Source organism: Falsiruegeria litorea R37, from assembly GCF_900172225.1.
In the GTDB taxonomy this organism is placed as follows: domain Bacteria; phylum Pseudomonadota; class Alphaproteobacteria; order Rhodobacterales; family Rhodobacteraceae; genus Falsiruegeria; species Falsiruegeria litorea.
In genome coordinates this window covers 1,479,023-1,492,841 of record NZ_FWFO01000001.1, presented here as the reverse complement: position 1 = coordinate 1,492,841, position 13,819 = coordinate 1,479,023, and the positions used below count along the sequence as shown (strand labels likewise).

The 13,819-nt window shown below is 60.9% G+C and carries 12 protein-coding genes; 7 read left to right on the top strand and 5 right to left on the bottom strand.

Going from position 1 to position 13,819, the window contains the following annotated elements:
- The 3 genes from TRL7639_RS07380 to TRL7639_RS07370 all read right to left on the bottom strand — a co-directional run bounded on the left by TRL7639_RS07380 (position 1) and on the right by TRL7639_RS07370 (position 3,519).
- Positions 1 to 780: a gamma-glutamyl-gamma-aminobutyrate hydrolase family protein gene (locus TRL7639_RS07380; protein WP_085795086.1), complete on the bottom strand. Its 780-nt coding sequence runs from the start codon at positions 778 to 780 to the stop codon at positions 1 to 3.
- Between the two features lie 116 nt (positions 781 to 896).
- Entirely contained in the window at positions 897 to 1,322 is a 426-nt protein-coding gene (locus TRL7639_RS07375; protein WP_085795085.1) for a GlcG/HbpS family heme-binding protein, read from the bottom strand.
- Positions 1,323 to 1,386: 64 nt separating this feature from the next.
- Positions 1,387 to 3,519 (bottom strand): malate synthase G, encoded by a 2,133-nt coding sequence (locus tag TRL7639_RS07370; RefSeq protein ID WP_085796302.1) that lies wholly within the window; start codon positions 3,517 to 3,519, stop codon positions 1,387 to 1,389.
- Between the two features lie 230 nt (positions 3,520 to 3,749).
- On the opposite strand from TRL7639_RS07370, the gene pepN reads away from it, so the two are divergent.
- From pepN to gatB, 5 genes are all read left to right on the top strand, one after another.
- Entirely contained in the window at positions 3,750 to 6,302 is a 2,553-nt protein-coding gene (gene pepN / locus TRL7639_RS07365; protein WP_085795084.1) for an aminopeptidase N, read from the top strand.
- A 3-nt stretch (positions 6,303 to 6,305) separates the two neighbouring features.
- On the top strand, positions 6,306 to 7,046 hold the full coding sequence (locus TRL7639_RS07360; protein ID WP_085795083.1) for an SDR family oxidoreductase: 741 nt from the start codon (positions 6,306 to 6,308) through the stop codon (positions 7,044 to 7,046).
- Complete coding sequence (locus TRL7639_RS07355; protein ID WP_085795082.1) at positions 7,046 to 7,477, top strand: hypothetical protein; 432 nt, start codon at positions 7,046 to 7,048, stop codon at positions 7,475 to 7,477. The genes TRL7639_RS07360 and TRL7639_RS07355 overlap by 1 nt, the downstream gene beginning before the upstream one ends.
- A 130-nt stretch (positions 7,478 to 7,607) precedes the next feature.
- The gene (locus tag TRL7639_RS07350) at positions 7,608 to 8,876 is read left to right on the top strand and encodes a hypothetical protein (protein ID WP_085795081.1); all 1,269 of its coding nucleotides are present in this window, start codon (positions 7,608 to 7,610) and stop codon (positions 8,874 to 8,876) included.
- A 95-nt stretch (positions 8,877 to 8,971) separates the two neighbouring features.
- The gene (gene gatB, locus TRL7639_RS07345) at positions 8,972 to 10,483 is read left to right on the top strand and encodes an Asp-tRNA(Asn)/Glu-tRNA(Gln) amidotransferase subunit GatB (protein ID WP_085795080.1); all 1,512 of its coding nucleotides are present in this window, start codon (positions 8,972 to 8,974) and stop codon (positions 10,481 to 10,483) included.
- 185 nt (positions 10,484 to 10,668) lie between these two features.
- Here the strand turns inward: gatB and TRL7639_RS07340 are convergent, their stop codons facing one another.
- Complete coding sequence (locus TRL7639_RS07340) at positions 10,669 to 12,195, bottom strand: phospholipase D-like domain-containing protein (RefSeq protein ID WP_085795079.1); 1,527 nt, start codon at positions 12,193 to 12,195, stop codon at positions 10,669 to 10,671.
- A gap of 129 nt (positions 12,196 to 12,324) precedes the next feature.
- Between TRL7639_RS07340 and TRL7639_RS07335 the strand changes: the two genes are divergently transcribed.
- Complete coding sequence (locus TRL7639_RS07335) at positions 12,325 to 12,819, top strand: DUF4177 domain-containing protein (RefSeq protein ID WP_085795078.1); 495 nt, start codon at positions 12,325 to 12,327, stop codon at positions 12,817 to 12,819.
- Here the strand turns inward: TRL7639_RS07335 and TRL7639_RS07330 are convergent.
- Complete coding sequence (locus tag TRL7639_RS07330; RefSeq protein WP_085795077.1) at positions 12,816 to 13,070, bottom strand: BolA family protein; 255 nt, start codon at positions 13,068 to 13,070, stop codon at positions 12,816 to 12,818. The genes TRL7639_RS07335 and TRL7639_RS07330 overlap by 4 nt on opposite strands.
- 115 nt (positions 13,071 to 13,185) lie before the next feature.
- Here TRL7639_RS07330 and TRL7639_RS07325 point away from each other — a divergent pair, with 115 nt between their 5' ends.
- Entirely contained in the window at positions 13,186 to 13,812 is a 627-nt protein-coding gene (locus TRL7639_RS07325) for a DnaJ domain-containing protein (RefSeq protein ID WP_085795076.1), read from the top strand.
- Positions 13,813 to 13,819 lie beyond the last annotated feature (7 nt).

Genomic DNA, 13,819 nt, shown 5'->3' with positions numbered 1-13,819 from the left:
TTACGCCGATTTTTGCAGCGATGGCCCCTTGCCCGCGCAGGCCCAGGACCGCACCGCATCCCCAAACGCCTGAAACAACGGGCGCGACACCGGATCATTGGCCGCGTCCCATTCAGGATGCCATTGCACCGACAGGGTGAACCCCGGCGCGTCCTTGACATAGATCGCCTCAGGCGTGCCATCGGGGGCGTAGCCGTCGATCACGATCCGCGCACCGGGGCGCTTGATCCCCTGTCCGTGGAGCGTGTTGGTCATCACCTCTTGCGCGCCGAACAGGCGATGGAACGGGCCGTTCTCGGACATTTCGACCGTGTGGCGCAGGGCAAATTTCTCTTCCAGCGTGCCGTCCGGGGGCATCCGGTGGTTCATGCGGCCCGGCAGATCGCGGATTTCGGGATAGAGCGTGCCACCCATTGCGACGTTCACCTCTTGGAACCCGCGGCAGATGCCCAGAAACGGCTGGCCGCGTTCGACACAGGCCCGCACCAGCGGCAACACAATGGCATCACGCGCCCGGTCAAACGCGCCATGGGCTTCGGTTTCGGGCTCGCCATATTCTTCGGGGTGCACATTGGGGCGACCACCGGTCAGTAGAAAGCCGTCGCATGTCTCCAGCAGCTCGTCCACGGACAGGAACCGGGGGTCTGCCGGGATCAGCAAGGGAATACAGCCGGCCACATTGGCCACCGCGTCCGAGTTCATGGTCCCGCCCGCATGGGTGGGATATTGATCATTCATCAGATATGAGTTGCCGATGATACCAACGACCGGTCGCGACATGGGGTCTCCCTAGGCTGTGCGTCAGGGGCAAACCTACCGAGCAGATCAAACCTCTGCAACAGCGCACGACCTGCACCATGGCGCAGGTCATTGTTCAATGACGCACAAGGTGTGATTTAGACCTCGCCGGTCAGCCCAACCGCTTCGATCGCAGCCAGAGCGGCCGTCGCGTCGTTGTCCGATGTGTCGCCGGTCACGCCCACAGCGCCGATCACGGTGCCCTTTTTGTCGCGCACCAGCACGCCGCCCGGCACCGGGATGACCTGACCACCATAAACGCCGTTCACAGCCGCCATAAAATAGGCCTGCCCCTCGGCCCGCGCCATCTGCGCTGTACCGGCCATGCCCAACATGACCGAGCCATAGGCCTTGCCATGCGCAATCGCGAACCGACCCGGCGCCGCGCCATCCTCACGTTCAAACGCCTGAACATGACCGCCGGCGTCCAGAACCACAACCGAAAGCGGCTTAAGCTCCATCTCACGGCCTTTTTCCAGCGCCTTGCGGATGATGGTCCGCGCCCGTCTCAGTGAAAGTGCCATCCCTGCTATTCCCTTTGCTTCCCTTGTTCAGGGAGCGAGGCTTGGCCTCGCCCCCCATTTGTCTTCACGCGCTCAAGCTGGCCTTCAGCTCCAGACGTCGTGCATGCAATACTGGCTCTGTGTAACCCGAAGGTTGCACGCGCCCCTTGAACACCAGATCGCAGGCCGCCTGAAACGCGATTCCGTCAAAACCGGGTGCCATTGCGCGATATTCAGCGTCACCTGCATTTTGCTCATCAACCACGGCGGCCATCTTTTGCATCGCGTCCATGACCTGATCTTCTTCGATCACGCCATGGTGCAACCAGTTGGCCAACGCCTGAGACGAGATCCGGCACGTGGCCCGGTCTTCCATCAGGCCAACATCGTTGATGTCTGGCACTTTGGAGCAACCGACGCCCTGATCGACCCAACGCACCACATAGCCCAGGATGCCCTGCGCGTTGTTCTCGATCTCGCGCGTGATCTCTTCGTCACTCAGGTTGCGCCCGCCAAGCAGCGGAACAGTCAGCAGATCAGCCAGCGTGCCACGTGCCCCGCCTGCGGCCAGTTCGTCCTGACGCGCCAACACATCAACCTTGTGATAATGCGTCGCGTGCAGGGTCGCGGCGGTCGGCGACGGCACCCAGGCACAGGTCGCACCCGACTGCGGGTGGCCGATCTTGGCGTCAAGCATTTCGCCCATGCGGTCGGGCATGGCCCACATGCCCTTGCCGATCTGCGCGCGACCCTTCAGGCCACAAGCCAGACCGATGTCGACATTTCGATCTTCGTAGGATGCAATCCAAGGCGTGTTCTTGATGTCGCCCTTGGGCAGCATCGGGCCTGCTTCCATCGAGGTGTGGATTTCATCCCCGGTGCGGTCCAGGAACCCGGTGTTGATAAAGGCCACGCGGGATTTCGCGGCGCGGATACATTCCTTGAGGTTCACCGAGGTGCGGCGTTCCTCATCCATGATGCCCAGCTTTACGGTGTTGCACGGCAGGCCCAGGATGTCTTCGACCATGTCAAAGATCTCGACCGACAAGGCGACCTCTTCAGGCCCGTGCATCTTGGGCTTCACCACATAGACCGACCCGTGGACCGAGTTGCCGCCTTCGCGCTGCAGGTCATGCATCGCGATCATCGTGGTGCAAAGCGCATCGAGCAGCCCCTCGCCCACCTCATTGCCTTCGCCATCCAGCACCGCAGGGTTGGTCATCAGGTGACCAACGTTGCGCACCAGCATCAGCGAGCGGCCCTTGAGCAGGCCAGCACTTCCGTCAGGGGCGGTATAGCTCAGGTCGTCGGACAGGGTGCGGGTAAAGGTCGATCCGCCCTTGGTCACCTCTTCGGCCAGATCGCCCCTCATCAAGCCCAGCCAGTTGCCATAGGCCAGCGCCTTGTCTTCGGCGTCAACAGCAGCAACCGAGTCTTCGCAGTCCATGATGGTCGACAGCGCCGATTCCAAACGCACGTCCGCAATGCCCGCCGGATCGCTGGATCCGATGTTCGAGCTTGCGTCGATCATGATCTGTATGTGCAGCCCGTTGTTCTTGATCAGAACAAAATCCGGCTTATCCGCCGCCCCGCCATACCCTACAAAAGCGCCTGCATCTGCCAATGCCGGAACCAGCGCGCCATCCGCAACGCTCAAGCCCGCGACATCGCTCCACGACCCACTGGCCAATGGTGCTGCGTCGTCCAGGAACCCTTTGGCCCAGGCAATGACGCGCGCACCGCGCGCCGTGTCATAGCCACCGCCCGACGGCAGATCGCCCATGGCGTCGGTACCATAGAGCGCGTCATAAAGGCTGCCCCACCGGGCATTGGCCGCGTTCAGGGCAAAGCGCGCGTTGGTGATCGGCACCACCAGCTGCGGGCCGGGAATATGAGCAATTTCAGGGTCCACATTGGCCGTGTCGATGGAAAAGGCCTCGCCCTCTTCGACCAAATAGCCAATCTCTCGCAGAAACGCCTCGTATGCAGCGGCGTCCGCATCGCGGTTGGCCTGATGCCAGGCGTCAACCCGGCTCTGGATATCGGCGCGTTTGTCCAGCAACGCGCGGTTCTTTGGTCCCAGCTCGGCCATCATGCGCGCCAGCCCCGCCCAGAAATCGCCCGCCTCGACGCCCGTCCCGGGCAAGGCCTGCCCTTCGACAAACGCCACAAACTCGGACGCGACCTGCAAACCTGCCCGGTTTTCTCTGACACTCATTGCGCTCTCCCTCTGGCGGCCGTGTACAACTGTATGCAGCCCCAGATAGATCGAAAGTTTCCGATAGGCAACTTTTGTCGCCACATCGAAACTGTCCCATTTCAGCGAATGCTGTTTCAAATGGCGCCGAACAATCGCCTGCCCGGATTGGCGGCAATCCGGACCGGCTTGCGGCCCCAAGTCGAACCCCATAACGTCAGTCACAAAACCACCATCACCCAGAGGCCCCCATGCGCGACGCTGCCCCGACCACGATCTACCTCAAGGATTACTCGCCCTTCGGATTTACCGTTGACGATGTGCATCTGACATTCGATCTGTCCCCCAGTGCCACGCGCGTCACCTCGCGGATCACATTCAGCCCCAACCCGGATGCCGCTGACCACACATTCTTTTTGCATGGCGAAGAGCTGAAGCTGATCCGGGCCAGCATCGACGGCCAGCCCGTGACACCCGATGCCACCGACAAGGGCCTGACCTGTAACGTCCCTAGTTCGTCCTTTGTGTGGGAGGCCGAGGTCGAGATCGACCCGGCAGGCAACACCGCGCTTGAGGGGCTGTATATGTCAAACGGCATGTACTGCACCCAGTGCGAAGCCGAAGGGTTCCGCAAGATCACCTATTACCCCGATAGGCCGGATGTGATGAGCACATTCACCGTGCGCATCAACGGGCCGGAAAAGGTGTTGCTGTCCAACGGCAACCCTACCGATCAAGGCGAAGGCTTTGCAGAATGGCATGACCCATGGCCAAAACCGGCCTATCTCTTTGCACTGGTGGCCGGGGACTTGGTGAACCACCCCGACCGGTTCACCACCAAATCGGGCAAGGAGGTCGAGCTGAACATCTGGGTCCGCCCCGGCGACGAGGGTAAATGCGCCTTTGGAATGGAGGCGTTGAAAAAGTCGATGACCTGGGACGAAGATGTCTATGGCCGCGAATACGATCTGGATGTGTTCAACATCGTGGCCGTTGACGATTTCAACATGGGCGCGATGGAAAACAAGGGGTTGAACATTTTCAACTCGTCCTGCGTTCTTGCCTCGCCCGAGACCAGCACCGACGATAATTTCGAACGCATCGAGGCGATCATCGCGCATGAGTATTTTCACAACTGGACCGGCAACCGCATCACCTGCCGCGATTGGTTCCAGCTCTGCCTGAAAGAGGGGCTGACGGTTTTCCGCGACGCGCAGTTCACATCCGACATGCGCAGCGAGCCGGTCAAGCGCATCCGCGACGTGATTGACCTGCGGGGGCGGCAATTCCCCGAGGACAACGGCCCACTGTCGCATTCCGTCCGCCCCGATAGCTTTGTCGAGATCAACAACTTTTACACCGCCACCGTCTATGAAAAGGGCGCCGAGGTGATCGGCATGCTCAAGACGCTGGTCGGCGATGACGCCTATGCAAAAGCGCTGGACCTGTATTTCGAGCGCCATGATGGCGACGCCGCCACGATCGAGGATTGGCTGGCAGTGTTCCAAGACGCCACCGGCCGCGACCTGAGCCAGTTCAAGCGCTGGTATTCCCAAGCCGGTACTCCGCGGGTGAAGGTGGCCGAGGATTGGGCGGATGGCACCTATACCCTGACCCTGTCGCAATCCACGTCACCCACGCCCGGACAAGACAACAAACAACCGCAGGTGATCCCCGTGGCTGTCGGTCTGCTCGGACAAAACGGGGATGAGGTCGCACAAACCCGCGTGCTGGAGCTGACCGAAAAAGAACAAAGCTTCACCTTCGACGGACTTAGCACAAAGCCTGTGCCCTCGATCCTGCGCGGCTTCTCTGCCCCGGTCATTCTTGATCACGACACGACAAGCGCCGAGCGTGCTTTCCTGCTTTCCCATGACACCGACCCGTTCAACCGGTGGGAAGCAGGCCGCTCGCTCGCACGCGAGACCCTGCTGGCGATGATTACCGATGGCACCGCGCCGTCGGGGGCATACCTAGACGGGGTTCAGGCCGTGTTGCGGGATGACACTCTCGACCCCGCCTACCGCGCATTGATGCTGGGCCTTCCGGGTCAATCCGAGCTGGCGACCGCGCTACATGATGGCGGCACAACGCCGGACCCGCAGGCGATCTGGACCGCAACCGAAACCCTGCGCCAGGCGCAAGCGCAGCATATGCAGGACCTGCTGCCGCGTCTGCATGGCGAGGCGCAGGTGTCGTCCCCTTATCAGCCTGATGCCGACCAATCGGGCCGCCGGGCGCTTGGCGGTGCGGCGTTGTCGCTGATCACCCGACTGGACGGCGGCGCATTGGCCGCATCGGAATACGCCAAGGCCGACAACATGACCCTGCAGCTCTCGGCGCTTGGGTGCCTGATCAAGGCAGGCAAGGGAGAGGCCGAACTGCAAGCCTTCTATGATCAGTGGGAAGACGACCGTCTGGTGATCGACAAATGGTTTGGGCTGCAGGTCTCGCTGGCCGACCCCGAGCAGACGGCCACAGTCGGGCGCAGCCTGACCCAGCATCCTGACTTCAACTGGAAGAACCCCAACCGTTTCCGCGCCGTCTTTGGTGCGTTGGCGATGAACCATCCGGGGTTCCACCACGCCAGCGGCACGGCCTATGAGCTGCTGGCCGCCTGGTTGATCCGGCTTGATCCGGTCAACCCGCAAACCACCGCGCGCATGTGTTCGGCGTTCCAAACCTGGCGGCGCTATGACGCGGCGCGCCAAGACCTGATCAAAGTGCAGCTCGATCGGATCGCGGCAACGCCTGATTTGTCACGTGATGTAACCGAAATGATCACACGCATTCGGGGGGCCTGATGTATGCGCAAAACCCTTCTAATCACCGGAGCGAGCGCAGGGATTGGCGCGGCCACCGCGCGGCTGGCTGCCGAGCAAGGCTATGACTTGGCGCTGAATTATCGCAGCGATCATGCGGGCGCTGCCACCGTGGCCGAGGCCGCGCAGGCAGCGGGTGCGAAAGTGATCCTGTGCCAGGGCGACGTGGCCCAGCCAGACGACATCGCGCGCATCTATGCTGAGGTGGACGAGGCGTTTCCCCGCCTCGACGGGCTGGTGAACAATGCGGGCATTGTCGATGTGACCGCCAAGGTGACCGATCTGACCCACGACCGCCTGCGTCAGATGTTCGACATCAACGTCATTGGCGCGATACTGGTCGCGAAAGAGGCCGTGCTGCGGATGCAGGCGCATGGAAACGGCGGGGCCATCGTCAATATCTCATCCGCCGCAGCGCGCCTGGGATCGGCCAACCAATATGTCGACTATGCCGCCTCGAAGGCGGCAATCGATATCTTTACCAAGGGGTTGGGCGATGAAGTGGCGGCCGACAACATCCGCGTCAACGCGATCCGCCCCGGCCTGATCGAAACCGACATCCACGCCAAGGGCGGTGAGCCCGGCAGGGCACAGCGCCTGTCGCATATGGTTCCGATGAAACGCACCGGATCTGCACAAGAAGTCGCCGATGCGGTGCTCTATCTGCTGTCGGAACAGGCGTCATATGTCACCGGCGCTTGCCTGGACGTCGCGGGCGGACGGTGATGACAGAGCCCTATTCGTTCTTGCGTCATCAGCGACAACCCAAGACGGTAATGATCCTGACCGTAATCTACGCCGGTCTGATTGCCTTGGTCATCCTGTTCAACGCGGCCTGGTGGATCATGGCCGGGCTGGCGCTGTTCACCCTTCCGACCCTGTGGGACTTGGCCACGGACGCAAAAGCCGGGCTCACATTGGACAACCACGTCCTGTCGTGGTTCAGCGGTCGCCGCTCGGCCGAGGTGCGTCTGGATGAGATCGACTATCTGCGCTTTGACACGCGGTGGGACTTTTCTGTCCGTGTGACCGTCTACCTGACCACCGACAAGCGTGTGCGGCTGCCCTATGACAGCCTGCCGCCGCACCGAACCTTCGAAGAGGTCCTGCAAGCACACGGCTTGCGTGTAGAGCGTCATCACTTCACCATTCTTTAGGGAATGTGGCACGTATCGTGGCGTAACTCCCAGAAAGCTGTCCGGAAACATCCCAGCTTGGACACGATTGTGCCGCAAACTAGCGTCAGCTTGAACGGGCTAAGTTTCAAGAACCCGTTTCGGAGCTGTAATGTTTCATCGTCCTCGTTTTTTTTCCCGTCACCTTCTGCCCCGTCTGGCGGGGCTGCTCCCGAACCGAACACAATCTGCCCCCCCCACAAACGCACCAAAATCAGCCCCTTTCCGGGTCGAGGATTGGCTGAGCATCCCGGTCTCCAACCGCTCCGCCGCCGAGCGATTCACCCGCGAGCGTCAGAACCGCGGCCAGTTTCTGGCCCGCCAGGACCGCTGGGATGAGTTGGCTGTGGAAATGGCGGCTGCAGATGCCGCCCGACAGGTTGCTCCGAACGGAACTCCGGTGACGGATCTGTTGGCCTATGGCGCGCGATCTGATGTCATTCAGGCCGTTGAACACGCTCTTGCCGAAGAGGCACCCGCCAATTCCGCATCCCTTATCGATGGGGTCAGCGGTCTGGAAGAAGTGTTAAAGGATCATCCTGGCGACGCCATGCTTGCGACGATTGTTGCCCTGACCCACGTGGACATGGGTTGGGCCTGGCGTGGCACCGGTTGGGATTCGATCGTTCCCCGCCTCAACCGCGAGCGCTGCGCCGCGCATTTCGACCGGGCAGCCGATTTGCTGGCGCCTTATGCGCACGAAACCCGCACCAGCCCGTTCATGGCAGCCGCGCGATGCGCGCTGTTTGCTGGACGCAGGATCAAGAATGTTCGCATGGCGGATGAATACGAGCGACTGATCGACCTTGCCCCCAATAACCACCGCCACATGCGCGCCATGGGCACACAGCTGTTGCCGCGCTGGTTCGGAAGCTATGACGAGTTGGAGCTTGAAGCCCGCCGCACAGCCTCACGCACGCAAAGCATTTGGGGCGCAGGTGGCTACACTTGGGTCTATTTCGACGCCATCGCCATGGACGAAGAAGCCTGCGCACGCGTAGATGTCGAATTTTTTGTCGATGGCCTGCGCGACATCGTCAAGGCGCGCCCTGATCAGGAAATGGTCAACTTGCTGGCCGCCTATTGCGCCGTGGCGCTGCGCAACGGGATGGGGCTGGATGAAGGCGCCGATTTTGTGCGGGCTCAGATCTGCAGCAACGACCGCTGGCTCATCCGTGACCATATGACAGAACTGCACCCTCTGATCTGGGCGCATGCTGCGGACGGGTTCGACAACAACGCGCGCATCACTTCTCCCAGCCGGTTTGCGGCCCGCGGCCGCTCGGATGCTTTACACGTGATTGCAGATCTGTTTCGCGACGAAATCAGCCGCGGCCTGCGTGTGACCTTTACCCCCGACGGCCCCAGGGTCGAGGCCTGACGTCCCAGAGCCCAGTCAAACCCACAAGCCCTCTTGCCCCCCCAGCCGACCTCCCCTAGAACGCGCAGGATACCTTGCGGACAAGAGGCACACCCATGCTGGACCTGACCTACGAGACACCCAAAGTCAAAACCATCGCCGGAGCCAAACACGATTGGGAACTGGTGATCGGGATGGAGGTGCATGCACAGGTTTCATCCAACGCCAAGCTGTTTTCCGGCGCGTCGACCCAATTCGGGGCCGAGCCGAACTCGAACGTGGCGTTTGTGGACGCGGCCATGCCCGGCATGCTGCCCGTGATCAACGAATATTGTGTCGAACAGGCGGTGCGTACCGGTCTGGGGCTGAAGGCCGACATCAACCTGAAATCCGCGTTTGACCGCAAGAACTATTTCTACCCCGACCTGCCGCAGGGTTATCAGATCTCCCAGCTCTACCACCCCATCGTGGGCGAAGGCGAAGTGCTGGTTGAAATTGGCGACGGCACCGCGCGTCTGGTTCGGATCGAGCGTATCCACATGGAGCAGGACGCAGGCAAGTCGATCCACGACATGGACCCCAACATGTCTTTCGTTGACCTCAACCGTACCGGCGTTTGCCTGATGGAGATCGTCAGCCGCCCTGACATTCGTGGCCCTGAAGAGGCCGCCGCCTATATCGCCAAGCTGCGCCAGATCCTGCGCTACTTGGGCACCTGCGACGGCAACATGCAGAACGGCAACCTGCGCGCGGACGTGAACGTGTCGATCTGTCGTCCCGGTCAGTACGAAAAGTACCAGGAAACACAGGACTTCTCGCATCTGGGCACCCGTTGCGAAATCAAGAACATGAACTCGATGCGCTTTATCCAGCAAGCGATCGAGGTCGAAGCCCGCCGTCAGATCGCCATCGTCGAAGGTGGTGGCAAGGTCGATCAGGAAACCCGCCTGTATGACCCGGACAAGGGCGAAACCCGCTCGATGCGGTCCAAAGAAGAAGCGCATGATTACCGCTACTTCCCCGATCCTGACCTGCTGCCGCTTGAAATTGAACAGGCCTGGGTCGATGACATCGCGAACAACCTGCCGGAACTGCCCGACGCCAAAAAAGCGCGTTTCATCGCGGACTTTGGCCTGACCGATTATGACGCCTCGGTCCTGACGGCCGAAGTGGAATCGGCGGCCTATTTCGAAGAGGTGGCGCAGGACCGCTCGGGCAAGCTGGCTGCGAACTGGGTCATCAACGAGCTTTTTGGTCGTCTGAAGAAAGAAGACCACGAGATCACCGACAGCCCCGTGTCCCCTGCCCAGTTGGGTGGCATCATCGACTTGATCAGCTCGGACGCGATTTCGGGCAAGATCGCCAAGGATCTGTTCGAAATCGTCTATACCGAAGGTGGCGATCCGGCGGAAATCGTCGAGGCGCGCGGCATGAAGCAGGTGACAGACACTGGCGCGATCGAGGCCGCCCTGGACGAGATCATCGCGGCCAACCCCGCACAGGTTGAAAAGGCCAAGGTGAACCCCAAGCTGGCGGGTTGGTTCGTGGGTCAGGTGATGAAAGCCACCGGCGGCAAGGCCAACCCCAAGGCGGTCAACCAACTGGTGGCGCAGAAGCTGGGCGAGTAACTGCTGATCAGTCAAAGCGTCAACTTTTTGGAAAAGGCGGTGCTTTTGCGCCGCCTTCTTCTTTGCGCGCTGTCATTCGAACTTGTTCCATACCGCCTCCAAGGCGGCACCTTGGAACCTGCGGCTCTTTACTGAAATATCTGAACAAGTTCAGCGCTTTCAGAATCTCTCCCGGAACACTGTCCCTAAAGCTGCTGCTCGACCGGCAGCAGCGCGGTGATGCCCACCACCAGTTGTTTCCAGAACGTGACGCCTGGCTCTTGCTGTTTCACCGTGATCATGTCGGGCTGCTCATAACGCCACTGCACCCGTTCATCGCCGTCTAACACAATGCGATAGGTATAGTCGGCAAGCCCCTGATCCAGGTCGGCCAGGATGTCACGCGCAAAGCCCTGGCTTGCCATGAAAAGCCCCAACTCGGTGTTCTGTTTGATTGACCGAGGATCCAGGTTCAGCGAGCCGACAAACACCGTTTCGTCGATCACCGCCAGCTTGGTGTGCATCACGACGCCGATCTCGGACTCGGCCGGGACCAGCCCCAGTTCTTGCAGCGAATCCGCCCGCAATTCATAAAGCTCGACACCCGCCTTCAGCAGGTCCGTGCGATGTCTGCGGTATCCGGCATGAACATAGGCATGGTTGGTCGCAGCCAGAGAATTGGTGACGATCCGCACCCGCACCCCGCGTTGCGCCAGATCGGACAGCAGTCGCGCACCGTAGTCTTCGGGCACGAAATAGGGCGTCAGCAGAATAACCTCGCGCTTCGCATCGCGCATCCGCGCCAGCAAGGTTTCGGCCAGGGGTCTGGGGCCACCGCGTACCGGCTGCTTGAGCTTTTGCGGCGGATCGACCACCAGCTCGGCCCGCCCGCGATAAAGCGGAACCGCCGAGGTGCCGATTTGCCGGATGTAGCGATTTTCGACCGCATCATCATAGACTTGGCGCGCCGGTTTCAGCTCTGCGGTCAATTCGTTCCGGGCCTCACGCAATTCCTGCGCAGTTGCAGGGTCATATAGGCTGCTCAGGGGAACGGCCCAACCGTCGTTCCAATACCGGTCGAACTCTTGACCGATCTCGGCGACCGGTGGCCCAACCACCAGCAGATCGAAATCGGCGAACTCGGAACTGGTGTTGAGCTGGAAATACTCGTCCGCAATATTGCGCCCGCCGATGATGGCAAAGGCCTGGTCGGCGGTAAAAGACTTGTTGTGCATACGCCGGTTAATGCGCGAGAACTCCAACGTCATGCCCACCGGTTTTGGCCAGGGCCGCGCCGCCGGGTTGTAGATGCGGACCGCGATGTTGTCATGCGCATCAATCAGAGCAAGGCTGCTGTCGTCCACGGTGGTAAAGAAATCATCCAGCAGAAACCGCACACGAACGCCCCGGTCCGCGGCCCGCAGCAGCGCATCGGCAATCAAGGCACCGCCGAGATCGGGCTTCATCAGAAAATACTGAAGGTCCAGCGTATCCTGCGCCCCTTCGATCAACCGCAACCGCGCGCCAAGCGCCTGATCCCCGTCAGAAAGCGGCACAAACCCCGCCTGCCCGCGCGACAGACCACGCGCGGCCTGGACAAGCGTTGATTGAGGCGCCTGTCGCACTTGGCTGACGGATGTCTCCTGATCCAGCGGCGCACCTGCGCAGGCTTGCAGCAACATCAGCGCACCGATCACCAGACCGCCCTGAAAACAGCCACATATTCGCATCATACCCCTGCCCGCAGCTTTGCCTTGTACCTTGCCTTAAGTGACCTTAGCCCGACGATTTCCCCGCGAACAGGTCTTTCACCTTTGCGTTAACCTGCTAGATTGCCGCGACACGAAGTTCCGGGAAACATCATGCACCGCTACGAATACAAAGTCGTTCCAGCGCCCTCCAAAGGCACCAAAGCCAAAGGCGTGAAAACGCCCGAGGGGCGCTTTGCTCTGACCGTCGAACAACTGCTCAACCAGATGGGCGCCGACGGGTGGGAGTTTCAGCGGGCCGAGTTGCTGCCCAGTGACGAACGCTCGGGCTTGACTGGATCGGTGCAGAACTGGCGCAATGTCCTGGTGTTCCGTCGCGCCATTGGTGCCATCACAACAGACAAAGACGAGGTTGTCGCTACTGCCGTGCCCGGCCCGATGTCCGAGCCTGCCCCGATTGAGGCCCCCGCGCCGCTTTCGGCAGAGGTGAATGACCCGCCCATGGCCAGCGGCGCCGAGCGGATGCTCAAGGACAATGGCGTCGAGGAATTGAGCGACGTGGCCGGAATGACCGAAGCGCTCAAAGCCCGAGCCGAGCGTCAGACCGACGAAGACGCCGAGCCTGACGAGACGGTCAAACGGGACTAAACGTCAATGTCCAGGGCCAAGGCGTGAATGCGCGGCACAACGTCGCCCAAAGCTGCGTGAACCGCGCGGTGACGTGCCACACGTGACTGTCCTTCGAAAGCGGCGGCCCGGATTCGAACGTTGAAATGGCTTTCACCACCCTCTTGGTATCCTGCGTGGCCGCGGTGGCTCTCGCTGTCGTCCACGACCTCCAACTCGGTTGGACTAAAGGCGGTTTCCAGCCGATTGCGGATCTCTTCTGTCATGCTCATTGGCGTCTTCTTTCCTGTTGTCACGGATTTTTTCACCGTGCCCTCTTCTATCTGCCGCCACTTAGATTAAACTCTGGCCTCCGAGTCGAGAAGTTGCGTTCGAAAGGTATCCATCATGGCTAAGTCAGATCCCTTTGGGTTCGATATGTCTGTCTCCTCCGCAAAGAAAAAGAACCCGCGCGGACGTCGGGGCATGTCGGGTGCATCCGAAACATCGGTGCGCGTCTGCGAACATCCTGGCTGCGAGGAAGCAGGCAAGTTCCGCGCGCCCAAAGCGCCGGACGTTCTGGATGATTTCTACTGGTTCTGCCAGCAGCACGTGCGCGAATACAATCTCAAATGGAACTTCTTTGACGGCACAACCGAGGCCGAGCTGAACGCGCAGCAATCCAAGGACAAGGTCTGGGAACGCGAGACCAAACCGATGGGCGACCCCGAAGCGCGCGCCTGGGCCCGTCTGGGCATCGAGGACCCGCATCAGGTATTGGGCGCTAACGGCACCCAGAACAAAGGCCGCACCGGCGGCGGTGGCGGCAAACGCCTGCCCCCCACCGAGCGTCGCGCCATCGAAATTCTCGAGGCGAAAGACAGCTGGACCAAAGCCGAGGTGCGCAAGGCCTACAAGAAGCTGATCAAGGTGCTGCACCCTGACATGAACGGCGGCGACCGCAGCCAGGAAGAACAGCTACAAGAAGTCGTCTGGGCCTGGGACCAGATCAAGGAAAGCCGGAACTTCAAGTAACCAATCC